General features: G+C 61.8%; 22 protein-coding genes and 1 pseudogene. 13 read left to right on the top strand and 10 right to left on the bottom strand.

Annotation, left to right across the window (positions count from 1 at the left end; translation table 11 throughout):
* Window positions 1-166: 166 nt before the first annotated feature.
* The 8 genes and pseudogenes from N554_RS0126075 to N554_RS0126045 form a co-directional block, all read right to left on the bottom strand.
* Window positions 167-841: an ATP-grasp domain-containing protein gene (locus N554_RS0126075; RefSeq protein WP_156042112.1), complete on the bottom strand. Its 675-nt coding sequence runs from the start codon at window positions 839-841 to the stop codon at window positions 167-169.
* 277 nt (window positions 842-1,118) lie between these two features.
* Window positions 1,119-1,805, bottom strand: a complete 687-nt coding sequence (locus N554_RS42315) for a tetratricopeptide repeat protein (protein WP_245283708.1) — start codon at window positions 1,803-1,805, stop codon at window positions 1,119-1,121.
* Window positions 1,806-1,832: 27 nt separating this feature from the next.
* Window positions 1,833-2,207 (bottom strand): annotated as a pseudogene (locus N554_RS43165) (glycosyltransferase); the annotation flags it as partial.
* Between the two features lie 54 nt (window positions 2,208-2,261).
* Window positions 2,262-2,444, bottom strand: a complete 183-nt coding sequence (locus tag N554_RS0126065; protein ID WP_029586187.1) for a hypothetical protein — start codon at window positions 2,442-2,444, stop codon at window positions 2,262-2,264.
* Between the two features lie 59 nt (window positions 2,445-2,503).
* Window positions 2,504-3,256 (bottom strand): hypothetical protein, encoded by a 753-nt coding sequence (locus N554_RS0126060; RefSeq protein ID WP_156042111.1) that lies wholly within the window; start codon window positions 3,254-3,256, stop codon window positions 2,504-2,506.
* A 77-nt stretch (window positions 3,257-3,333) separates the two neighbouring features.
* Window positions 3,334-3,615 (bottom strand): PqqD family peptide modification chaperone, encoded by a 282-nt coding sequence (locus N554_RS0126055; protein ID WP_029586185.1) that lies wholly within the window; start codon window positions 3,613-3,615, stop codon window positions 3,334-3,336.
* The gene (locus N554_RS0126050) at window positions 3,616-4,878 is read right to left on the bottom strand and encodes a glycosyltransferase family 4 protein (protein ID WP_036054136.1); all 1,263 of its coding nucleotides are present in this window, start codon (window positions 4,876-4,878) and stop codon (window positions 3,616-3,618) included.
* Window positions 4,878-6,236, bottom strand: coding sequence for an alpha-1,3-mannosyltransferase family protein (locus tag N554_RS0126045; protein WP_245283709.1), 1,359 nt, complete (start codon window positions 6,234-6,236; stop codon window positions 4,878-4,880). Before N554_RS0126045 ends, N554_RS0126050 begins: the two co-directional genes overlap by 1 nt.
* Between N554_RS0126045 and N554_RS42310 the strand changes: the two genes are divergently transcribed.
* Together N554_RS42310 and N554_RS0126040 are read left to right on the top strand one after the other, a co-directional pair.
* On the top strand, window positions 6,231-6,392 hold the full coding sequence (locus tag N554_RS42310; protein ID WP_245283710.1) for a hypothetical protein: 162 nt from the start codon (window positions 6,231-6,233) through the stop codon (window positions 6,390-6,392). The genes N554_RS0126045 and N554_RS42310 overlap by 6 nt on opposite strands.
* A 44-nt stretch (window positions 6,393-6,436) precedes the next feature.
* Window positions 6,437-7,231, top strand: coding sequence for a glycosyltransferase family protein (locus N554_RS0126040; protein WP_029586182.1), 795 nt, complete (start codon window positions 6,437-6,439; stop codon window positions 7,229-7,231).
* 92 nt (window positions 7,232-7,323) lie between these two features.
* Here the strand turns inward: N554_RS0126040 and N554_RS41185 are convergent, their stop codons facing one another.
* A complete protein-coding gene (locus N554_RS41185; RefSeq protein WP_197033757.1) occupies window positions 7,324-7,545 on the bottom strand; it encodes a hypothetical protein in 222 nt (73 codons plus the stop codon).
* A 171-nt stretch (window positions 7,546-7,716) separates the two neighbouring features.
* On the bottom strand, window positions 7,717-8,169 hold the full coding sequence (locus N554_RS41180; RefSeq protein ID WP_197033755.1) for a hypothetical protein: 453 nt from the start codon (window positions 8,167-8,169) through the stop codon (window positions 7,717-7,719).
* Window positions 8,170-8,176: 7 nt separating this feature from the next.
* On the opposite strand from N554_RS41180, the gene N554_RS0126035 reads away from it, so the two are divergent.
* From N554_RS0126035 to N554_RS0125980, 11 genes are all read left to right on the top strand, one after another.
* Window positions 8,177-9,997, top strand: coding sequence for an autotransporter family protein (locus N554_RS0126035; protein ID WP_197033754.1), 1,821 nt, complete (start codon window positions 8,177-8,179; stop codon window positions 9,995-9,997).
* 1,500 nt (window positions 9,998-11,497) lie between these two features.
* Window positions 11,498-12,808: a serine hydroxymethyltransferase gene (gene glyA / locus N554_RS0126030; RefSeq protein ID WP_029586180.1), complete on the top strand. Its 1,311-nt coding sequence runs from the start codon at window positions 11,498-11,500 to the stop codon at window positions 12,806-12,808.
* 12 nt (window positions 12,809-12,820) lie between these two features.
* On the top strand, window positions 12,821-13,303 hold the full coding sequence (nrdR, locus tag N554_RS0126025; RefSeq protein WP_029586179.1) for a transcriptional regulator NrdR: 483 nt from the start codon (window positions 12,821-12,823) through the stop codon (window positions 13,301-13,303).
* Window positions 13,300-14,448 (top strand): bifunctional diaminohydroxyphosphoribosylaminopyrimidine deaminase/5-amino-6-(5-phosphoribosylamino)uracil reductase RibD, encoded by a 1,149-nt coding sequence (gene ribD / locus N554_RS0126020; RefSeq protein ID WP_029586178.1) that lies wholly within the window; start codon window positions 13,300-13,302, stop codon window positions 14,446-14,448. The genes nrdR and ribD overlap by 4 nt, the downstream gene beginning before the upstream one ends.
* Window positions 14,448-15,056 carry a riboflavin synthase gene (locus N554_RS0126015; protein WP_029586177.1) on the top strand — a complete coding sequence of 203 codons (609 nt, stop codon included), beginning with the start codon at window positions 14,448-14,450 and terminating at the stop codon, window positions 15,054-15,056. The genes ribD and N554_RS0126015 overlap by 1 nt, the downstream gene beginning before the upstream one ends.
* 98 nt (window positions 15,057-15,154) lie before the next feature.
* Window positions 15,155-15,646 carry a 6,7-dimethyl-8-ribityllumazine synthase gene (ribH, locus tag N554_RS0126010; protein WP_029586176.1) on the top strand — a complete coding sequence of 164 codons (492 nt, stop codon included), beginning with the start codon at window positions 15,155-15,157 and terminating at the stop codon, window positions 15,644-15,646.
* 2 nt (window positions 15,647-15,648) lie between these two features.
* Window positions 15,649-16,164 carry a transcription antitermination factor NusB gene (gene nusB / locus N554_RS0126005; RefSeq protein WP_029586175.1) on the top strand — a complete coding sequence of 172 codons (516 nt, stop codon included), beginning with the start codon at window positions 15,649-15,651 and terminating at the stop codon, window positions 16,162-16,164.
* 187 nt (window positions 16,165-16,351) lie between these two features.
* Window positions 16,352-17,353, top strand: coding sequence for a thiamine-phosphate kinase (gene thiL, locus N554_RS0126000; protein WP_029586174.1), 1,002 nt, complete (start codon window positions 16,352-16,354; stop codon window positions 17,351-17,353).
* 80 nt (window positions 17,354-17,433) lie between these two features.
* The gene (locus tag N554_RS37570) at window positions 17,434-18,438 is read left to right on the top strand and encodes a dienelactone hydrolase family protein (protein ID WP_029586173.1); all 1,005 of its coding nucleotides are present in this window, start codon (window positions 17,434-17,436) and stop codon (window positions 18,436-18,438) included.
* Window positions 18,439-18,655: 217 nt separating this feature from the next.
* On the top strand, window positions 18,656-20,776 hold the full coding sequence (locus tag N554_RS0125990) for a sodium-translocating pyrophosphatase (protein ID WP_029586172.1): 2,121 nt from the start codon (window positions 18,656-18,658) through the stop codon (window positions 20,774-20,776).
* 246 nt (window positions 20,777-21,022) lie between these two features.
* Window positions 21,023-21,286: transposase (locus N554_RS0125980; protein WP_029586206.1), on the top strand; the 264-nt coding region annotated here is incomplete at its 3' end.

Raw genomic sequence — 21,286 nt, 5'->3', positions numbered from 1 at the left:
TATCCGAACTTGAGCCCGTGGCTGTCGCGGATTCTCGCGCGGCCGGCGTTTCAGCGCTCGATCGGGAAGGGCGGGTGTACAGGTTCGCGAAGTAGGGGGCTTCCTGATGCGTCGTTGCCTGGCTGACCTAGGCTTCGCTCGACAACCCAAGCACACTTCTTCGCAGTTACTCCGCATCGGCCCGCGTGCGCTCGACAAGCATCCGCGCGATCGTCCGAAAGGCGTCGAACTCCGCGGCCAGATCGCTGATACCCAATGATTGTTTGTAGCTGCCGCAGCTTTCGCTCGAAAACATCCATGTGCCGCCGCCAGGATTCACCTCGAGCAAATAGAGGCGTCCGGTGCCTTTTTCACGCACGATGTCGCAGGCCTGCAGCGCGACCTCGGGCATCGCGCGATAGGCATCCGCGGCGAGTTGCAGCAAGTCCGGCTCGCGGGTGGTGAAAGTAATGCGATCGGGTGGCGCCGGCAGGTATTCGTGTTGCTCAAAGACATCCTTGTGCGGATTCAGCTTCAACGGTTTCGTCGATTGGCGGCAATAGGTAAATATCGGCTCGCCGAATATCGTGAGGACCCGACAGGACATCGGGTACCCACAGTCAATGAATTTCTGCGCGAACATCGGCGCCTGCCGCCCCGGGTGCCATTCCGGAAACTCGGCCGGAGCCCGATAGCGCAGGGTTGATGTTCGACACAGCTCAATGCCCTGACCGAAGGAAGCGAACGAGTGGGATGGCTTCACCAGGACAAAGGGGCCGTAGTCGTCAGCAGCCAATCGCGTGTTCGGACCGATGACCTCGAAGGCCGGAATCGGCAGTCCAGCGGCGGCCAGCCGGTGCATTTCGTCAATCTTGGACATCGGCGTGCCCGCATACAGTTTGCCGCGAGCAGGTTTGAAACTCAAAAGCCGGATCGGAGAGAAGATCAGGGTTGGCCGAGAGGCAGCGCGCTTGCGCGTGATCGAGGACGGGATGTCGTTCGACGCAATGAATACGGCGATGTCAGGGGCAAGAGACTCGACGTGAGTCTTGACGATTTCGAAGTCGGCGCGGTCCTGCCATCGATTGCTGTGTACCAGAACAAGATTCTTTTCCGTAACGGATGCCATGGCGCGATTCTCAGGCCTTCAGCCTCTGTTGCTGCAGCAGGGCCGTGCGCGATTTGATGCGATAGGAGAGGTTGTCCGCTGCGACGGCGGCAGCATTTGAGAAATATCTCGAAGCTTCTGCGAATAGACCAAGTCGAAATGCGGCAACGCCGGCCAGGTCGTTGGCAAATTCGTCAAATATACGTTCATCGAATGCCAAAAGGTCGTTGGACCGGGCGTTTGCCTCGAGCGAAAGCAGACTATCCGCAATTTGCAGCGCCTTTTCGAATTCATCCGCATGGAGTCTGGCGCGGGCCTCCATAAACCGGAGCGCATGGTCGTTCGGAACTGCCGCGAGCCCTTCAGCGATCAATGGCAACGCATCCTGCCCGCGTTCCAGATGAACACGGGCGAGAAATTGAAAAATCATACTGGCGTTGGCCCGCTGCTTTTCGGAAGGATGTTGCTGCGCGGCCTGCAAACCCCGGCAAGCGATTGCGAAAGCTTCGTCGACCCGGCCGATGGCCGCCAGGGATTCGGCAAGATGGTACCAATAGTAAACCCGGTTCGGATCGTCTTCGATGGCTTGCCGCAGAAGAGGAATGTTGCGGGCGGCCTTGTGCGCCTGATCGCCCTCATAACCCAGATGATCCAGGCCGATCGCCGTCCGCGCTATCGAAAACTTATCGCGTTCGCAGATACGATCGATCGCCGGCAAGATGGATTCATGAATCTTGCCGGTAAATCTCAGGCGGGTGTCGCGGCGGAAAAGCCTCGGCTCCCGGTAGCTGGTATAATTGAGCTTCGGCTTGAACCGCACAAAGGCTGCGATCGCGTCTGGATCGAGAAATTCGGCAACGGGGCGGTCGCCGGGCGTGTGCAAGCGCTCGTCGGCATCGATGTAAAGTACCCAGTCGGCGGCAACTTCCTCGAGCCCCCGATTGCGCGCGGCCGCGAAGTCGTCATTCCATTCGAAATGGAAGATGCGAGCACCGAACGTCCTGGCGATGGACAGCGTCCGATCTACCGAACCGGTGTCAACGATGACGACATCGTCGACTTTTCCCCGCAGCGAAGAAAGACTACCCGGAAGAAACCGTTCCTCGTCGCGGACGATCATAGCCGCGGCGACAGATATCATCCGGCTTACCTGTTCGGAGCACCGACAAACGTATCAGTAGCTATTGCCGGCAAGCGACAGCGGCTCGGCTACCCGCATGCCGTCGATCGGAAAAGAAATGACCTTTGGCGGTTCATATCGTGAGATTCTGCCGAGACGCTGCACCGTCTTCACCACGGATGCATCAACGCCTGCCATCGTGCCGTCTGACTGCCTGGAAACGAGGGTCTGGGACATCGGCGTCTCCGCAACTCATAATTGAGCGATCAATCCATATAACATTGCGTTTACGCGCGTCAATCTGAGGTACTCAATCCGATGGCCTGCAAGGTCTCGACGATACCGCCGACGGCGCCATCAAGAGCTCCCAGCTCCAGATGAAACAGGAAGGGAGCGGGGACAATGGAGCGGAGTAGCGAAACATGCCGCGCCGTGAGGGGTAAGACCGAGGAGAAAAGCTGAAGAGCGCGGCCAAATGCTTCGTCTGAACTGGTGCGGCGTATGGCGGAATGCAGCGAATCGGCGTTTTCGAGAAAGAACACGGCGTCGATTTTGCCAACGGCAACGCTCCATCCTCGTCCCCATCGTCTCGGATCAACTGCAAAAGTCGTTTCCAGGCCGTCGACAACGAGCGACGGCGCCCCGTCGACGAGATCCGCGAAACAAGGGTGGCGCCACACCAGCGACTGCGTGACCCGCAGGGTCCGCGGATGAGCGGCAACTCCGTCGGCGCCGATAAAGACTCGCGCGTCCCCCTCGAACGTCCATCCCGCTGACAGCAGCCCCAAGGCGAGCGTCGTTTTGCCGGATTTTCGTCCTCCGGCGAACAGGACGCGCCTGCCGTCGGGCGACACCAGCAGTGCCGCAGGCAGGCTCACCGCATCAGCTTCATCAGCGCGCGAGCAGGACTCGACAAAGTAATCGAGGTGCTCGGTGACGTAGCGAAGCGTACCTTCCAAGGTACGTCCAGCAGGCAATCGCGCCCTGAAAAAATCTTGATGACATTCGATGTTCACGATCTGCGGCGCAACGGCAGCGCCATCGATCACCGGACAAGCCTCAACATACCGCAGAAGCGATGCTTCGGGCTGGCTCGCGATGCGAAATTCGCGCCGGAGGGTTCGGACTACGATATCCCGCACGTTTCGATCAAACCTTCGGAGAGAAGCGAGGCCAGGCAATCCCGGACCGGAGCGATAGGCGTTTGTGGCAGGCTGAACGTCCGTTCAACCACTTCCGCGATTTCGAGCGCGGTCAGGACGCCGGTACAGAGTTCCAGTACGATAGCCGCGGTCGGGTTGAGAAAATGGACGCGGTCCTTGGTCTTGTTATAGACGATGTAGCCATCCACCACTTCGTCTTGATCGAAGCCCCCGGTCTTGCAGTAGCGATCGTTTTCTCCAAGCATTCAATGCGCTCCTTTCAAGGCCCTTCGCCCGCAGCATTCTTCCAACAAGGCCGCAAGTCGCGGGACAACAGCCTCGCGCGAATATTGCCGGATGACGGAACGGTAGCCGAGCTTTCCCCGCCGGTCACGCTCGCGGGGATCAGAGAGCGCATCGGCGCAGGCCGCCACGAAGTCCGAAGGACGCTGGCATATCCATCCCCAGGGCTGGCGTGACGTAAACAGGCCGTCGGCAGCCTGGGCGCTTGCAACCGTGGCCAGGCCGAAGGCTGCCGCCTCGAGAACCTTGATGCGCGTGCCGCCACCCGCCTGCATCGGCGCGATCAGCAGGCTCGCCCTGCGATAGACTTCGGCGAGATCATCGACAAAGCCAAGGACGCGAATGTCCGGATGCCGGCCCAATGCACGCACAGCCAACGGCGGGTTTGCTCCGGCGATCGTAAGCCGACAACGTCCGAATCTTGTCCTAAGCCGCGGCATGATCGTCCTGGCAAACCACAGGATGCTATCGGCGTTTGGCTCATAGCTTAATGAACCCACAAATAGGATGCTGCGGCCGTCTTCGATACGGGGCATATGGCGCGGAATGTCCACCGCATTCGGAACGGTTTCGAACCGCACTCCCGGATGGCGCCTTGCCAGATTTTCACACTCCCGAACATTCGCCGCGAACGCGCGCTGCAATCTGCCCGCCATTGCGGCAATCAATCCGTCGCAGGCGTGTCCCTCCTGGTCGAGCCAGTCCGCGAGAAAACAATTTCCGCTGCGTCGGGCCAGCGCCGCCCGGCTGGCAAAGGAGGCGCGGTCGTCTTCATCGAGGTCGAGCGTTACGGGCGTCGTTTCCGGCAGGAAGCGAGCAAGCGGTGTCATGTAGCTGCGGCCGATATGGACGAGATCGTAGCGTCCGTCGCCGACAAGATGGCCGATGCTCTCCGCCATGCGGGCCGTCAACGTTCTGGCGATTGTCGGTTTGCCGTAGGCCTTGAAGGTTTGCAGGCGTGCGGCGGGATCCGCAACCCGCGACAACAGCGTATAGGGGGTGTCCGGTCGACGGTCCCAGGGGACGCGCGACAGGCGCAAATCAAGAGATTGCAGGAACGGCGTGTTTTCAACACCTCCTCCGGCGACCGGCACTACCGCAAGATCAACGTCGGCCCATCGGGCAAGCGCCTCGGCAAAGACACCCATGCGCATGGCGAGCCCGTTGCCCGTGAGGGCTGGAAGGGTAGGGGCGATAAAGAGCACCCGTGGTCTGGCGATGCGCATCAATTATCAAGATCGGCGGCTACGGTGTAGCGGCCTGGCATCGGCCAGTTGGCGCGGTCCGCGCTGAGGTCGTCGTTACGGGGTTCGCGCCGTAATTCTCTTGCCATTGCATCGAGCGCTTGTTTCTCCACAGGCCCGCAGCGCAGGGATATCGCGGCGAGCGCATCCCCGATGCCGGGCTCGAGCGCTGCGACTAGGCCAAGCGCGGCCGAGATTTCGGTACGCCGGCTAATCCAGATCGGGTTGGGAAATCCGGCGGCGGACAAGATTTCCTCGGTGAGCGACCGAACATTTTCATTCGTCGGTGCCGAGGATGCGCTCTCTTCCGTCAAATAGACTTCCCCGTCCGCTTTCGCCGGGCGTCCGATCCATGCGTTCGATTCCTGACGGAGCCGCCAGGCGGGACAAAAGGCATCGCTGATCACGAGTTCGATCACGCTGCCGGTTTCCTCGCAGTGCCAATTCATCGTCGCGGCGGCGCGCCCTGCGCCAATTTCGCACTCGGGCAGCAACTCAAGGCGCGCGGGTTCATCGCCGGGCCGCCGCAAATGAAAGAAGCGTGCCGCGGCAAGCCCGGCCTCGGCTTCGCGCGCGCGGAGGCTGCGCCGTGGCGGTGTAAAGATCAGGCCGTTCCATTGCGCGCGCAAGGTCGTCAGCGCGGCCAAACACTCCGCTTCGAGTTCAGCTTTCGGAAGCTTTATCTGGGGATTCGCGTAGCGCCATTTGGCGCCGGTGCGATGCTGAAAAAGAACCTCGCCGGCCATGTTCCTCTGAAACAGGCAGAACGGCGCGTCGGTGAAGGGGCGGTGGGGAACGAGCGCGTAGGCTGAGTCCGTTAGAAGCAACCCGATCAGGAACGTGTCTTTGTCGCCGTACAAGAGCTGATAGTAATACGCCGAGTGCTCGTTGAGATGGAGTGCTATTTGCAACCCACGCCAATGTCGGGCCTTATGAATCAGGAGCTGCCCGGATTCGATGGCAGGACAGGTGCGCGGCTTCAGCTCACAGGCGCTCCAAATCGGATTCGTTTCCAGGATATCCCCGCAATCGGGCCATAGGACCGCACCGGTTTGGCGATACTCGTCCCACTCGAAGAGTCCGGCCGGATCGGTCAACGGGACCTGGTCGGCATCAAGCATCAGAACGTGCTCGAACCGGCACCACATCAGCGCATAGGCCTTCAGCTGCCAGCCGTTCTGGATCCGGGCCGGAAGAGCGGTGAGCACTGCTTCGGCATCGACCGTGTCGACACCTAGATCACGAAGCAAAAGCTTCATGCGCGCAGACATTTCGCCTCGGCCGAAGTGCCAGACTTCGATGGGCAGCTTGCAGCCATGTGTGACGCGAAGAAGATGCACCAGCACGAAAGCGTTGGTGAAAAAGCTTGGCCCTCCGGCGCATATCAAGATACCCGTGCCGGAGAAATGGTCGGAGGGATAGGGTTGAAGTTCGCCAAGGCGCTCTTTAAGAAGTCTCTTGTGGTCTTGGCGCGCCGCCGTCATCATCTCAAATGAACCCAAATCTCAAATGAACCCAAGTATCTGCTGGCGGAGGAATCTTGTTAGCAGAATCGGCCGCCACACCGTCGCCCGGCGCGACGCCGAATGTCCTTATCCTGACCCCTCTGAAGGATGCGCGGCACCACCTCCACCGCTACGTCGAGAATCTAGAGGCGATCGAATACCCGCGACAATACCTGTCCGTAGGGCTGCTGGAAAGCGACAGCCGTGACGATACATGGATAGCCCTGCAAGCTCTGCTTCCAAGGTTGCAAGCAAGGTGTCGCCGCGTCACGGTCATCAAGAGGGATTTCAATTTTCGCCTGCCGCCCGGCGTTCCCCGCTGGACCACGGCCTTTCAGCGTGTCCGTCGTTCCGTGCTCGCGCGATCCCGTAATCAGCTTTTGTTCAGGTCGCTGCAGGACGAGGATTGGGTACTCTGGCTGGATGTCGACGTCGTTTCCTATCCGAGCGGACTGATTCGCCAACTGCTGGGGTTTGACCTCGACATACTTCACCCGCATTGCGTCCAGGCGCCGGGCGGGCCGACCTTCGACCGCAACGGCTGGGCCGATCACGGTCGCAAATTGCTCGAAGACTTCCGCGGCGCCAACAAACCGGTCCGCCTGGACGCTGTCGGAGCGACGATCCTGCTGGTGAAGGCCGACTGCCACCGGGATGGCCTTATCTTTCCGCCATTTCCTTACGGCCGGCCGAGCGAACTCATTCGTCCGGCAAACGGATTCTGCGGCGCGGGAGAAATCGAGAGCGAGGGTCTGGGCGTGCTTGCTCAGGACATGGGGTATCAATGTTGGGGTTTGCCTGATCTTGAAGTCCTGCATGCGCCGGACTGACGCTCAGTCCCGGTCTCACACAGGCCCGACGTTCACCGGTTGCGCTGATTGTAGTATTTTTGTCACGCTACCCAGAATATCCGGAAATCGGTTCAACCGGGCGTTGAAACGTGTTGATTGGCCATCGGAACAATGAGCGTTATTGCATCCTGTGATTGCGCCTGCTCACTGCGGGAAAGGTGATTTTTGATAATGCCCTGGGCGCGAATTCTTTCATTATTGTCGTCGAGTTCACTGGCGGCGTTGATGATCGGCGGCAGCGGGAATCCGGCCTCCGCCGCATGTGTCAACCTTGGGCCAGGCGGCTTCGACAACCCCGCCTCAACCACGCTTCAGTGCATTTCCGCCCTTGGCAGTCACATCACCGGAGACATCACGAACGAAGGCAGGCTCAACGAGAGCACTCCCCATTTTCCTGCTATTTTCCTGAACTCTACCGCGCTGACGGGGAATATCGTCAACTCCGGCACCATTGACGCTTTTATTCAGCTCACAAACAACAGCACCCTTACCGGTAACATCATCAATAGTGGCACGTTGGGGGGCATCCAGGTAGCCGGCCAAGGGATTTTGACGGGCGCCGCCGCGACCCTCTCCGGCGGCATCTTCAACACCAGCACCGGAGTAATTTCTGAAAACGGCCCGGCGCCGACGATTATGCTCAACGGAAATTTTTCGGGCGTCATCAACAATGCGGGCCTGATTGCCGGTAACGGCTTCGCGGCGATTTCTGCCTTGGGCAACTTCTCAGGCTCAATCATCAACAGCGGAACGATTTCATCGTCGTCCCTGAACGACGCGGCTATTTTTTTTGGCGGCGTCTCATCCACAGTCAGCATTTTCAATTCCGGAACCATCAGTAGCGCATCCGGAACGGCGATCGTGTTTTCACCTACCGGCAACAACACTTTGACATTGGCGCCTACATCCTCAATCATCGGAACTGTGCTTGGCCAGGGCCACGCCACGCTGCAACTGGGTGGCGCCGGCAGCGGAGGGTTCGACCTCAGTGCTATCGGTACGTTCGCGGGTGGCCAACAATATGTGGGCTTCACCACCTTCAACGTTATCGGCGGCGCCTGGACCGTGAACAACACGTACACGCAGTCAGATCCGTGGACAGTGCAGAGCGGCACGCTTCTGGTGAACGGCGATCTCTCGTCGGCGTCGAACCTGACCGTAACTAGCGGCCTATTGGGCGGTACCGGTACCGTCGGCAGTACCCAGATCAATTCGGGCGGCGCGTTCGCGCCCGGTACGCCCGGCGTGCCCGGAACGTCGATGACGGTATCGGGCAATCTCGCGTTCCAGTCAGGCGCGATCTATCTGGTGCAAATCAATCCGGCGTCATCCACGATGGCCAACGTCAGCCAAATGGCCACGCTCGCGGGCAACGTGCTGGCGGTCTTCGCGCCCGGCAGCTATCTAGCCAACCAATATGACATCCTGCATTCGGCCGGGCTCAACGGTACGTTCACAGCCCTCGGCACCACCAACCTGCCGGCGGGCTTTATCGCAAACCTGAGCTACACGCCGACCGATGTATTCTTGAACCTGACCGCCGCACTCGGCCAGATCGGCGGGCTAAGCGGCAATCAGCAAAACATCGCCAATGGACTGGACAATTTTTTCAATGGCGGCGGCACGCTGCCACCGAATTTCGGGACCATTTTTGGACTGAGCGGCGGCAATCTGATGGCCGCGCTTTCGCAATTGTCCGGTGAAGTTGCCCCCGACAGCCAGCAGGGTGCGTTCCAGCTCATGAACCAGTTCCTCGGGCTCATGGTCGATCCATTTGCCAATGGTCGCGGGGGCCCCAGCGGCGGCGCAGCCGGCTTTGCGCCGGAGCAGGCATCGAGCTTGCCGCCCCACATCGCGCTCGCCTATGCCTCGGTGCTCAAGGCGCCGCGCGCCAATGCGACCGCACCGCCCGATCGGCGCTGGAACGCCTGGGGTCAGGCCTATGGCGGCTACATCACGGCGAACGGCAATCCGGCACTTGGCACCAACAACATGACGGCGAGCGCCTATGGCCTTGCCAGCGGCGTCGACTACCGCGTCACGCCTGATACGGTCGTCGGTCTCGCGCTCGCCGGTGGCGGCACTAATTGGAGCCTTGCGCAAGCGCTTGGGACGGGCAGAAGCGATGCATTCCAGGCCGGCATCTACGGTAAGACGCAGTCGGGGCCAACCTATCTCGCAGCTTCGCTCGCCCTTGCCGGTTATGGGATGACGACCAACCGCATTGCGGTTGGCGACCAGCTCACCGCGAAATTCAGCGCGCAAGGCTATGGCGGGCGGCTCGAAGGCGGCTATCGCTATGGCATGGCTTCGTTCGGCGTCACGCCTTATGCAGCATTGCAGACGCAATGGTTTCACACGCCGGATTACCGCGAGACAGACCTGACTGGCGGCGGCTTTGGCCTCGCTTACAAGGCCATGACTGCGAACGATACGAGGAGCGAGCTCGGCGCGCGCTTCGATCATTTGCAACTGGTCAATGGCATGCCCCTTTCGTTGCGCGCGCGCGCCTCCTGGGCGCACGATTGGGTCAGCAATCCCTCGCTCACGGCTGCCTTCCAGATACTTCCCGGCACGAGTTTCATCGTCAACGGCGCCGCGGTGCCAAGCGACTCCGCGCTCATCGCCGCCGGCGCGGCGCTGCAGTTGAACAAAAACCTGTCGTTGGAGGCGAAGTTTGACGGCCAGTTCGCCAACACGTCGCAGATCTACGCTGGCACCGGCACCGTCAGATACGCCTGGTGAGGGCGTCACGCTGCAAAACGAAACGCAGGAGCATTTGACGTTGTCCGGCAACACATCACCTTGTGTGATTTGGCCTGTCCAGTCCCATATTCAAAAAAATTCTGTTCCTGTTTGACCCAAATCACTTCTACATCCGTAGCCGTCTCACCCCATGAGAGGGGCGTATCGCGATCGTCACGGACGCGAGGTGGGATGCGGTGGACGCGGCAGCGTCGGGCGCGCATTGGCAATCGCAGGGCGGGTTGAACCTCGTGAGCGATTTGCGGCGCGCGAGACGAACGATGTTGCAGCGTACGGCAAAACCGTGTGGTCCTGGCACCCGTTGCTGGTGTCAAGTCGGCGGAGGTTTTGCGAACCCAACCGGGTTCGGCAAAACCTTCAATCCGCCGACGACGGTGACAAGACGAATTCGTCGCCGGGGAGAGCACGATATAAGCCGTTAAAACCATTGCGTGCGGGAATGCCGGGTGTTCCGGTGACCTGCGGTGACTACCGTGTGCTTACTACCAATGCACACGGGCTGCGGGTGCACCGTGCACCCGGCATTCCCCACGCCCTCACTTTTCCTGGGCGAAAAATTCCAGCATCACTCGGGCGCATCGCGCCGCGAGAATGCGTAGCTGTATTTGCCAACCATACGGCTGTTCTAAATTGAATCCGTCGCGACCACTGAGTGCGAACGCACGCCCCCTCCATGTGTCGTCCCGCGAACGCGGGGACCCATAACCACGATCGCTTGTTGGAGCAGAAGCCGTTAGCCACCGTGCCAAAATGCAAGGCCACGGCGTATGGGTCCCCGCTTTCGCGGGGACGACATTGACTACGCATTCGCGCGACCCGGTGGCTCGCAATGACGGTCTCAACGCGCCACACGCCCAGCCGTCATCGCCGGCGAAAGAGCGTTTGAAGGATACCGACCTCATCCTGAGGAGCTTGCGAAGCAAGCGTCTCGAAGGATGGACACAAACGCAGGGACTCGCGGCCATCCTTCGAGACGCGCGAGGGCGCGCTCCTCAGGATGAGGCCTTCGAGACGCGCGCAAGGCCGCGCTCCTCCAGCGATAACGGCGAAGCCGTTACGCCGGGATGAGGTCGGAGATATGATCACAACCTCGAAAGCGGGCGATCCAGTAATCCGAGGCGCCAGTGATGGAACCGAGGAGCCGCGGCGTACTGGATACCCCGCAGGAGCCTGTCATCAGGCTCGCCCGAAGGCGAGACCCGGTGGCGGGGGGTATGACGGCTCTTTGTGGAGCTGCGAAGCGATCTTCAACCTCGCCCTTCGAAACGCACTCGTCTTGCCCGGATTAGACCAGTTCAAGCCGCGGATGACGGCCTACCAATCCCCGATCCCCACCATATCTTGCATAATATCAAGCTCGTACCGCAAGTGCTTGGCCATTGTGGCCCGATATGGTATCTCGGCTCCGCAGCTTTCGACCGCCACCCGTAACCGACCGCATCCGCCTCAAAGGCTTGCGGCGGTGGAGATATTTCGCTCATGAGCTCTTCGCCCTCCAGCGCAAAGACCGCCTCCGCGCCCGACTCATTCTTCACGGCCCCGCTCACAGAGGCCGACCCGGAGATCGCCGCCGCGATCCGCGGCGAGCTCGGCCGGCAGCGCCATGAGATCGAGCTGATCGCGTCGGAAAACATCGTCAGCCGCGCCGTGCTGGAGGCGCAGGGCTCGGTGATGACCAACAAATACGCGGAAGGCTATCCGGGGAACCGCTATTACGGCGGCTGCGAATGGGTCGACGTGGCAGAAACGCTAGCGATCGACCGCGCCAAGAAACTGTTCGGCGCGGGCTTTGCCAATGTGCAGCCGAATTCCGGCAGCCAGATGAACCAGGCGGTGTTTTTGGCGCTGCTGCAGCCCGGCGACACCTTCATGGGGCTTGATCTCGCTGCCGGCGGCCATCTCACCCATGGCTCGCCGGTCAACATGTCCGGCAAGTGGTTCAAGGCCTCGCACTACACGGTGCGGCGCGAGGATCAGATCATCGACATGGACGCGGTGGCGAAGCAGGCCGAGCAGGTGAGGCCAAAACTGATCATCGCCGGCGGATCGGCCTATTCGCGTGCCTGGGATTTCAAGCGCTTTCGCGAGATCGCCGACAGCATCGGCGCCTATCTGATGGTCGACATGGCGCATTTCGCAGGGCTCGTCGCCGGCGGTGTGCACGCGTCCCCGGTGCCGCACGCGCATGTCACCACCACCACCACGCACAAATCGCTGCGCGGTCCGCGCGGCGGCTTGATCCTGTGCAATGACGAAGCGCTGGCGAAGAAAATCAACTCGGCGATCTTCCCGGGCCTGCAGGGCGGTCCGCTGATGCATGTGATCGCGGCCAAGGCGGTGGCCTTCGCCGAAGCGTTGCGGCCGGACTTCAAGATCTATGCGAAGAATGTCGTCGAGAACGCAAAGGCGCTGGCGGAGACGCTGCGCGCCCAGGGTTTTGACATCGTCTCCGGTGGAACCGACAACCATTTGATGCTGGTGGACCTGCGGCCCAAGAGCCTGAAGGGCAACGTCTCGGAAAAGGCTTTGGTGCGGGCGGCCATCACCTGCAACAAGAACGGCATCCCGTTCGATCCCGAAAAACCGTTCGTGACGTCAGGCCTTCGGCTCGGCACCCCGGCGGCGACCACGCGCGGATTCGGCGTCGCCGAATTCAGGCAGGTCGGCATGCTGATATCGGAAGTGCTCAACGCCATCGCGCAATCGCAGGATGGCTCGGCGCCGATGGTGGAAGCCGCAGTCAAGGAACGGGTGAAGGCGCTCACCGACCGCTTTCCAATTTATCAGTAAGGCTCAAACCGGATGCGTTGCCCCAGCTGCAACAGTCTCGATACGCAGGTGAAGGACTCGCGTCCGACCGAGGATTCCGCCGTGATCCGGCGGCGGCGGGTTTGCGTCACCTGCAATTTCCGCTTCACCACCTTCGAGCGCGTGCAGCTGCGCGAACTCACCGTCATCAAGCGCAATAGCCGCCGCGTGCCGTTCGACCGCGACAAGCTGGTGCGCTCGGTGCAGATATCCTTGCGCAAGCGGCCGGTCGATCCGGAGCGGGTCGAAAAGATGGTCTCGGCCATCGTGCGCGAGCTTGAAAGCGGCGGCGAGGCGGAGATTTCATCCGAGGCGATCGGTGAGATCGTGATGGAGCATCTGCGCCAGCTCGATGACGTCGCCTATGTCCGCTTCGCCTCGGTGTATCGCAACTTTCGCGAAGCCAAAGATTTCGAAGCCGTGCTCGGCGAACTCTCCGGCGACGACGACGCGCGGCTTGCCCTGTTACGCAAATGATCTTCCGTATTCTGGAAGACCAGTTCGTGCAAAAATCCCGGGAATCCAAAGCCGCCGACCAGCGCTTTATGCAACTGGCGCTGACGCTGGGGCGGCGCGGACAGGGCCGCACCTGGCCCAATCCCGCGGTCGGCGCTGTGGTGGTCAAGGACGGCGTCATTGTCGGCCGTGGCTGGACGCAACCAAGGGGCCGTCCCCACGCCGAGCCCGAGGCACTTAGACGCGCCGGCGAGGCCGCGCGAGGCGCCACGCTCTATGTGACGCTGGAGCCGTGCTCGCATGTCGGCAAGTCGCCGCCCTGTGCTGACGCCATCATCGCTGCGGGTATCGCGCGGGTGGTGTCGGCGATCGAGGATCCCAACCCTGAGGTGGCCGGGCAGGGGCATGCACGGCTTCGCGCCGCCGGCATTACAGTCGATATCGGGCTGGGCGCGGTCGAGGCTGCCCACGATCACGCCGGGCACTTCCGGCGCGTCCGCGACAAGCGCCCGCATGTGATCCTCAAGCTCGCTGTATCCTCAGACAGCAAGATCGGGGCAGGCGGCCGCAAGCCCCTGGCGATATCGGGCGAGGCTGCAAAGGCGCGGGTGCATTTGTTGCGCGCGCAATGCGATGCGATCCTGGTCGGGATCGGCACCGTGCTTTCGGACGATCCGCTCCTGGCCTGCCACCTGCCGGGCATGGAGAGCCGCTCGCCAGTGCGGGTGGTGCTGGACCGGAGCCTACGCATTCCCGGCACCAGCCGGCTGGTTCATTCCGCGCGGGAAACGCCGCTGTGGGTGATGACCTCAAACCTTGCGGAGGCACCCGCCGCGATGAAGCTCGGGGCCGCCGGCGCGCAGGTGATCCGCGTCGCCACCACATCGGCGCCGGGTCTCGATATCCCAAGCGTGCTGCACGGGCTGGCCGAGAAGGGCATCACCAGGCTGCTGGTGGAAGGCGGCGCGCGCGTGGCGTCATCCTTTGTCGCCGCTGGCCTCGTCGACGAAGTCTGGCTGCTGCATGCTCCCGATCCGGTCGGCGCCGACGGCGTGCCGGCGCTGGAGGCATTGCCGCTCACGACCATCACGCAGTCGCCCGCGTTCAAGCTACGTGCTAGCGAAATGCTGCAGAGGGATACTCTTACAATTTACGAGCGCGCTTAATGTTCACCGGCATTGTCACCGACATCGGCGAGATCGTCAGCCTCACGCCAACGGCACAGGGGCAATTGCACCGGCTGCGGATCGCATGCCGCTACGACCGCGCTACCATTGCGGATGGCGCCTCGATCGCCTGCAATGGCGTCTGCCTCACGGTGGTGGCGTCGGGCCTGGAGCAGGGCAAGACCTGGTTCGATGTCGATGCCGCCGCAGAGACGCTCGGCATGACTACCGCGAAGCACTGGGTCACCGGAACGAAGCTCAATCTCGAGCGCGCGCTTAAAATCGGCGACGAACTCGGCGGCCATATCGTTGCCGGACATGCCGACGGGGTCGCCACCATCGTCAAGCGCGACGATCTGCCGGATATGGCGCGATTCGAACTGCGCACCACGCGCGAACTGGCGCGCTTCATCGCCGCCAAAGGCTCGGTGACGCTGGATGGCGTGTCGCTGACCGTAAACACGGTTCAAGATATCGTGTTTTCCGTGCTGATCATTCCGCACACACTAAATGTCACGACGCTCGGCGGCTGGCGAGCAGGCAGTGAAGTGAACCTCGAGGTAGATTTGATGGCGCGTTACGCCGCGCGGCTTGCGGAAATGAAGTAGGGGTGCCCTTGGCTTTGCACGCTGCCGCGCCTAAAACGCGCGAGCGTTGACAACTAGCATAAACGATAAATGTCAACGCCTTGAAAATGGATGAAAAGATGGCGGACGCGCGGCGCGCACAGTTGAAAGATCAGACCGACGTTTCGGGCGCGCGCGCCCTGATCGTCGAGGCGCGCTTCTATGACGATATCCAGGACGCGCTGCTGGAGGGCGCCGTTGCGGAGTTGAAAGCCGCCGGCCTTACCCACGACGTGATTACGGTGCCTGGCGCCTTGGAAATTCCGGCGGCGATCGCGATTGCGCTCGACGCCGCCGAAAGCAGCGGCAAGCCCTATGACGCAGCGGTCGCGCTGGGATGTGTGATCAGGGGCGACACCATCCATTTCGAAATCGTGTCGATGGAATCCTCGCGGGCGCTGATGGATCTCGCGGTGGCCAAGCGGTTTCCGCTCGGCAACGGCATCATCACCGTCAACACCGACGCGCAAGCCTGGGCGCGGGCGCGCGCCGGCGAGCTCAACAAGGGCGGCGACGCCGCACGGGCGGCGCTCGCCATGCTGCGGATCAAACGCCGGCTGGCGCGGACCTGATCATGACAGAGAATAACAATAAGCAAGAGAAGAAGCCCGTAAAAGGCACGGACAAGAAGGCCAACCGGCGCGGCGCGGCGCGGCTCGCCGCGGTGCAGGCGCTCTATCAGATGGACATCGCTGGCGCCGGCATCAACGACATCTTCGCCGAGTTCGAGAGCCATTGGCTCGGAGGCGAGGTCGAAGGCGACAAATACCTGCCCGCCGAGGCGGCCTTCTTCCGCGACGTGGTGTCCGGCGTGGTGCGCGATCAGGCAAAACTCGATCCGCTGATCGACGACGCGCTGTCGAAGGGCTGGCCGCTGAAGCGGATCGACGCCATCCTTCGCGCGGTGCTGCGCGCCGGCTCCTACGAACTTGAGCATCGCAAGGATGTGCCCGGCCGCGTCGTCGTATCCGAATATGTCGACGTGGCGCATGCCTTTGTGGAAAGCGACGAGACCGGGATGGTAAACGCAGTGTTGGATCAGATCGCCCGCCAGTTTCGCGCCGACGAGTTCGGGCGGGTGGGTAGTTGAGAAACGCGGGATAGCAATGGAGGTGGCCTACTTTGGAGCGGTACGCCAGCCACACATTCGGCTGTCATCATCCGCGAAAGCGGATGATCCAGTATGCCGTGGCCTTCGTGCTTGATCGCCGGCGTCCCGGAGTACTGGATCGCCCCGTCAAGCCGGGCGATGACGGTTGTGGTATGGACTGCACGGCATGACGGATCGGAAAAGCAATCCATCCGGTGAGGACTCGCTGATTGCGCGCTATTTTCGGCCACTAGCGACCGATCCCGGCGCGTTCAATCTTGTCGATGACGCCGCGATCCTGAAGGCCTCGGGTGACGATCTCGTGGTGACGACCGACGCCATCGTGGAAGGCGTGCATTTTCTATCCGGCGATCCGCCGGATACTGTGGCGCGCAAGGCGCTGCGGGTGAATCTCTCTGATTTGGCTGCGAAGGGCGCAACGCCGGCGGGCTTTGTACTGACGCTGGCACTGCGGGCGGCTGACGATGCGTGGCTCGGGCCGTTCGCGCGCGGGCTTGGCGAGGACGCGGCGGACTTCGGTTGTCCGCTGCTGGGCGGAGATACGGTGTCCACTCCGGGTCCGCTCATGATTTCGATCACGGCGTTCGGGCGCGTGCCCGCAGGCAGGATGGTCCATCGCAGCCGCGCCAAACCTGGTGACCGCGTCGTGGTGACCGGAACGATCGGCGATGCCGCGCTTGGTCTCGATATCCTGAAAGGCGGCGCGGCGGCGGCGGCTCTCGCCGAAGACGCTGCGGCAAAACAGATGCTGGTCGGGCGCTATCACGTCCCGCAGCCGCGCAATGCACTGGCCAAAGCCATTCGCGACCATGCCAGCGCGGCCATGGATGTGTCAGATGGCCTTGCCGGCGATCTCGCGAAACTGTGCGCCGCGTCCGGCGTGTCGGCTGTGATCGACGCGCCGAGCATCCCAGTGTCCGCCGCCGCTGCAACATTGCTGGCGCGCGGAACCGTCGGCATCGAGACCATCGTTTCCGGCGGGGACGATTACGAGATTTTATGCGCGATCCCGGAGAGCAGCTTTGAAGCGTTCGCGCTGGCCGCTGACATCGCCGGGGTGGCCGTGACTTCCATCGGCACGGTGATCGCCGGATCATCAGTTCCAGGCTTCCTGGACGCGCAGGGCAGGGAAATGCCACTGCCGCGCCTCTCCTACAGCCACTTTTAGACGCCGTCGGTGCCGTTAGTGGTCTATTACTTTCGCCGTTGTGACCCGGTGGTCACGTCGATTGGCCCTAGGGACTTCACATGCATCTGCGCTTATTCGTGGCGATAGCCGCCGTTGTGTTTGCAATGGCGACAGCGCACGGCCAGCCCCTCCAGACGTCCTCAAACAAGGTCGCGTTTCAATCCACCTCATATGCGGACTTTCGACAACTGCTGTCGCGCGAAGCCCCGGCCGCAACGGTCACAGTGCCCGCCATCTTGAGCTTCCCCGACAAACCAAGGGACCGCTATCCCGCCGTCGTGATCGTTCACACGATTGCCGGCTATCTCGACGTCAATGAAGGTCAATATGCCTCCGAGCTGCGCAAGGCGGGCTTGGCCACCCTGACCTACGACAGCTTTGCTGCGCGCGGAACGACAGGGCTCGCACTGTCACGTTCCGGCTCAGGCTTGTGGCCAACAGGAGTCGCGGATGCCTACGCCGCGTTGCGGATGCTCGCTGGCCATCCCGGCATCGACGCCGGTCGAATAGCCATCGTCGGTTTCTCCTATGGCGGCGAAGTGGCTCACCTCGCAGCCTTCGAACGGCTTCGCGCCGCGCTCGATCCGGGACAAGCCCGATTTGCCGCTCACGTCGCTTATTATCCGGCCGGTGTCTTTGGTGCGATCGCCGAACGAGGGGCCTACACCGGATCGCCTGTTCTGATGTTGCTTGGCGAAAAGGACGACAATCTGCCGGTGGCGAAAGCCGAGGGCTATTTGACCTACGCGAAGGCGGCAGGTTCTCCGACACCGATCGAGGCCGTGACCTATCCGGATGCCTTCCATGCGTGGACGGTTCCCAGTTTGACGAGCTTGCGCTTCTATCGGGAATACGTGAGCACGAAGAAATGTCCGCTTATTCTGATCGGGCCAGGCAGGCCCGTGCTCCTCGTCGACGGCCAAGAAAAGCCCTTCGACCCCACCACTTTCGGCATCTGCATGGGCGAGGCGCCGGGCTATTCCATGGTCTTTGACGCGGCGATTCGCGCGAAGTCGGCTGGCGAATCCATTGGATTTCTGGAACGGCATCTCCTTCGGCCATAAGACTTTTTGGCCAAATCGGGCATCCCATCCATTCCGGCGGAAATACCCTGCCGAAATCGGCGGTTTAGGTCTTCCGCAGCGTTGCGCCCGGGATGTGATTTTGGCATGGTCCCGCCGATTTGCGGCCTTCCTCTTGGGCAGGGCAGGCCTTCTTTTTATGCGCTCGCCGCTCCTGCGGTGATGGGCGTGGGGTACATCAGGATTTGAGGCAACTTCAATGACAGCATTATGGGTGATCGTGCTCTGCGGAGCGCTTTCCATCGTTTACGCCATCTGGGCCACCGCATCGGTGTTGAAGGCGGACGCCGGCAATCCGCGGATGCAGGAAATCGCGGCTGCGGTGCGCGAAGGCGCGCAAGCCTATCTCAAGCGCCAATACATGACGATCGGTCTGGTCGGCATCGTGATCTTCGCGCTCTTGGCCTACTTCCTCGGCATGCTCGTCGCGGTGGGCTTCCTGATCGGTGCGGTGCTGTCGGGTGCTGCCGGCTTCATCGGCATGAACGTCTCGGTTCGCGCCAATGTGCGCACCGCGCAGGCCGCGACGACGTCGCTGGCCGGCGGACTTGAACTCGCCTTTAAGGCCGGCGCCATCACCGGCATGCTGGTCGCGGGTCTGGCGCTGCTCGGCGTCACCATCTACTTCGCCTTTCTCACGCATTCCATGGGGCTCGCCGCCAACAGCCGCACCGTGGTCGATGCGCTGGTGGCGCTCGGCTTCGGCGCTTCGCTGATTTCGATCTTCGCCCGTCTTGGCGGCGGCATCTTCACCAAAGGCGCCGATGTCGGCGGCGATCTCGTCGGCAAGGTCGAGGCCGGCATTCCCGAGGACGATCCGCGTAACCCCGCCACCATCGCCGACAACGTCGGCGACAACGTCGGCGATTGCGCCGGCATGGCCGCCGACCTGTTCGAGACCTATGCGGTGACCGCGGTCGCCACCATGGTGCTTGCCGCGATCTTCTTCGCGACCTCGCCGCTGCTGGTGAACATGATGACGCTGCCGCTTGCGATCGGCGGCGTTTGCATCATTACTTCGATCATCGGCACCTTTTTCGTCAAGCTCGGTGCCAGCCAGTCGATCATGGGCGCGCTGTACAAGGGCCTGATCGCAACCGGCGTACTGTCCCTGATCGGCGTCGCCGGCGTAATCTACTGGCTGATTGGTTTCGGTCCGCTGGCGGGCGTGAAATATACCGGTATGGCGCTGTTCCAATGCGGAATCGTCGGCCTTGCCGTCACCGGGCTGATCATCTGGATCACCGAATACTACACCGGCACCGAATATCGTCCGGTGAAGTCGATCGCAGCGTCGTCGGTGACGGGTCATGGCACCAACGTGATCCAGGGTCTGGCGATCTCCATGGAGGCCACCGCCGCTCCGGCACTGGTGATCATCGCCGGCATCCTCGTCACCTACAGCCTTGCCGGCCTGTTCGGCATTGCTATTGCCACCACCACGATGCTGGCGCTGGCCGGCATGATCGTCGCGCTCGATGCGTTCGGTCCGGTCACCGACAATGCCGGCGGCATTGCCGAAATGGCCGGTTTGCCCAAGGAAGTCCGAAAAGCCACCGACGCGCTCGATGCGGTCGGCAACACCACCAAGGCGGTTACCAAGGGCTATGCGATCGGCTCGGCCGGTCTCGGCGCGCTGGTGCTGTTCGCGGCCTACAATGAAGATCTCAAATTCTTCATCGCTAACGCCGCGAAGTTTCCCTACTTCCAGGGCGTGCTGCCGGACTTCTCGCTGAACAATCCCTACGTCGTGGTCGGCCTCCTGTTCGGCGGCCTGCTGCCGTATCTGTTCGGCGCGATGGGCATGACCGCTGTGGGCCGCGCGGCCGGCGCGATCGTCGAAGAAGTGCGGCGTCAGTTCCGCGAGAAGCCGGGCATCATGCAGGGCACCGACAAACCGGATTACGGCAAGGCGGTCGATCTTTTGACCAAGGCGGCGATCAAGGAAATGATCATCCCGTCGCTCTTGCCGGTGCTGTCTCCGATCGTCGTCTACTTTGCGATCTTCGCCATTGCGGGCGGCGGCGCGGCCGGCAAATCGGCGGCGTTCTCGGCCGTCGGCGCGATGCTGCTCGGCGTGATCGTGACGGGCCTGTTCGTCGCGATCTCGATGACCTCGGGCGGCGGCGCCTGGGACAACGCCAAGAAGTACATCGAGGACGGCCACTACGGCGGCAAGGGCTCCGATGCCCACAAGGCGGCGGTGACCGGCGATACCGTCGGCGATCCCTACAAGGATACGGCCGGACCGGCAGTGAATCCGATGATCAAGATCACCAACATCGTGGCGCTACTACTGCTGGCGATCCTGGCGCACTGAGCGCCGATATCCGATCAGGACAAAAACCCCGCGGTGCGAGCCGCGGGGTTTTTTCGTTTTTGGCTCCACAAGTGGTCCCTCATGGTGAGGAGCCGCGCTTCTCGCGCGGCGTCTCGAACCATCTGGATGTTCTCATCCTTCGAGACGCGCGCGAAGCGCTCCTCAGAGCCTGACCGAAAAAGAAAGTTGAGTGATTCCAGCCCGTTGTGATTCCTTCGTGTTTGCGAAGACTCGAGGGAGCACAACATGTGTTGGACTGAAATCACCCGACGTCAATATCGGCGCGACGGACTGCGTTATGCAAGCGACACCACGGATGCGGAGTGGAAATTGATCGAACCGTTGATGCCTGCGCCATCCCGGCGCGGCCGTCCCCGTGAGATCAATCTGCGAGCGGTCATGAATGCGATCCTCTACATTGCGACCGCCGGTTGCCAATGGCGTGCGCTGCCGAAGGACTTTCCGCCGTGTTCGACGGTTCAGTACTACTTCTACAAATGGCGCGGCTCC

The organism is Bradyrhizobium sp. URHD0069, assembly GCF_000701345.1.
In the GTDB taxonomy this organism is placed as follows: domain Bacteria; phylum Pseudomonadota; class Alphaproteobacteria; order Rhizobiales; family Xanthobacteraceae; genus Bradyrhizobium.
The sequence above is the reverse complement of the archived record's forward strand: the minus strand, read 5'-3'. Positions and strand labels throughout refer to the sequence as shown.

What these genes read in the sequence shown, in the direction of transcription:
- N554_RS0126075 (WP_156042112.1), bottom strand. Translation starts at nt 841, where the DNA reads ATGCACCGGCTGGCCGCCGCTGGACTGCCGATTCCGGCCTTCGAGGTC.
- N554_RS0126065 (WP_029586187.1), bottom strand. Translation starts at nt 2,444, where the DNA reads ATGTCCCAGACCCTCGTTTCCAGGCAGTCAGACGGCACGATGGCAGGC.
- N554_RS0126055 (WP_029586185.1), bottom strand. Translation starts at nt 3,615, where the DNA reads ATGCTTGGAGAAAACGATCGCTACTGCAAGACCGGGGGCTTCGATCAA.
- N554_RS0126050 (WP_036054136.1), bottom strand. Translation starts at nt 4,878, where the DNA reads ATGCGCATCGCCAGACCACGGGTGCTCTTTATCGCCCCTACCCTTCCA.
- N554_RS42310 (WP_245283710.1), top strand. Translation starts at nt 6,231, where the DNA reads ATGCACCAGCACGAAAGCGTTGGTGAAAAAGCTTGGCCCTCCGGCGCA.
- N554_RS41180 (WP_197033755.1), bottom strand. Translation starts at nt 8,169, where the DNA reads ATGATTGAGGATGTAGGCGCCAATGTCAAAGTGTTGTTGCCGGTAGGT.
- glyA (WP_029586180.1), top strand. Translation starts at nt 11,498, where the DNA reads ATGAGCTCTTCGCCCTCCAGCGCAAAGACCGCCTCCGCGCCCGACTCA.
- nrdR (WP_029586179.1), top strand. Translation starts at nt 12,821, where the DNA reads ATGCGTTGCCCCAGCTGCAACAGTCTCGATACGCAGGTGAAGGACTCG.
- ribD (WP_029586178.1), top strand. Translation starts at nt 13,300, where the DNA reads ATGATCTTCCGTATTCTGGAAGACCAGTTCGTGCAAAAATCCCGGGAA.
- N554_RS0126015 (WP_029586177.1), top strand. Translation starts at nt 14,448, where the DNA reads ATGTTCACCGGCATTGTCACCGACATCGGCGAGATCGTCAGCCTCACG.
- ribH (WP_029586176.1), top strand. Translation starts at nt 15,155, where the DNA reads ATGGCGGACGCGCGGCGCGCACAGTTGAAAGATCAGACCGACGTTTCG.
- nusB (WP_029586175.1), top strand. Translation starts at nt 15,649, where the DNA reads ATGACAGAGAATAACAATAAGCAAGAGAAGAAGCCCGTAAAAGGCACG.
- thiL (WP_029586174.1), top strand. Translation starts at nt 16,352, where the DNA reads ATGACGGATCGGAAAAGCAATCCATCCGGTGAGGACTCGCTGATTGCG.
- N554_RS37570 (WP_029586173.1), top strand. Translation starts at nt 17,434, where the DNA reads ATGCATCTGCGCTTATTCGTGGCGATAGCCGCCGTTGTGTTTGCAATG.
- N554_RS0125990 (WP_029586172.1), top strand. Translation starts at nt 18,656, where the DNA reads ATGACAGCATTATGGGTGATCGTGCTCTGCGGAGCGCTTTCCATCGTT.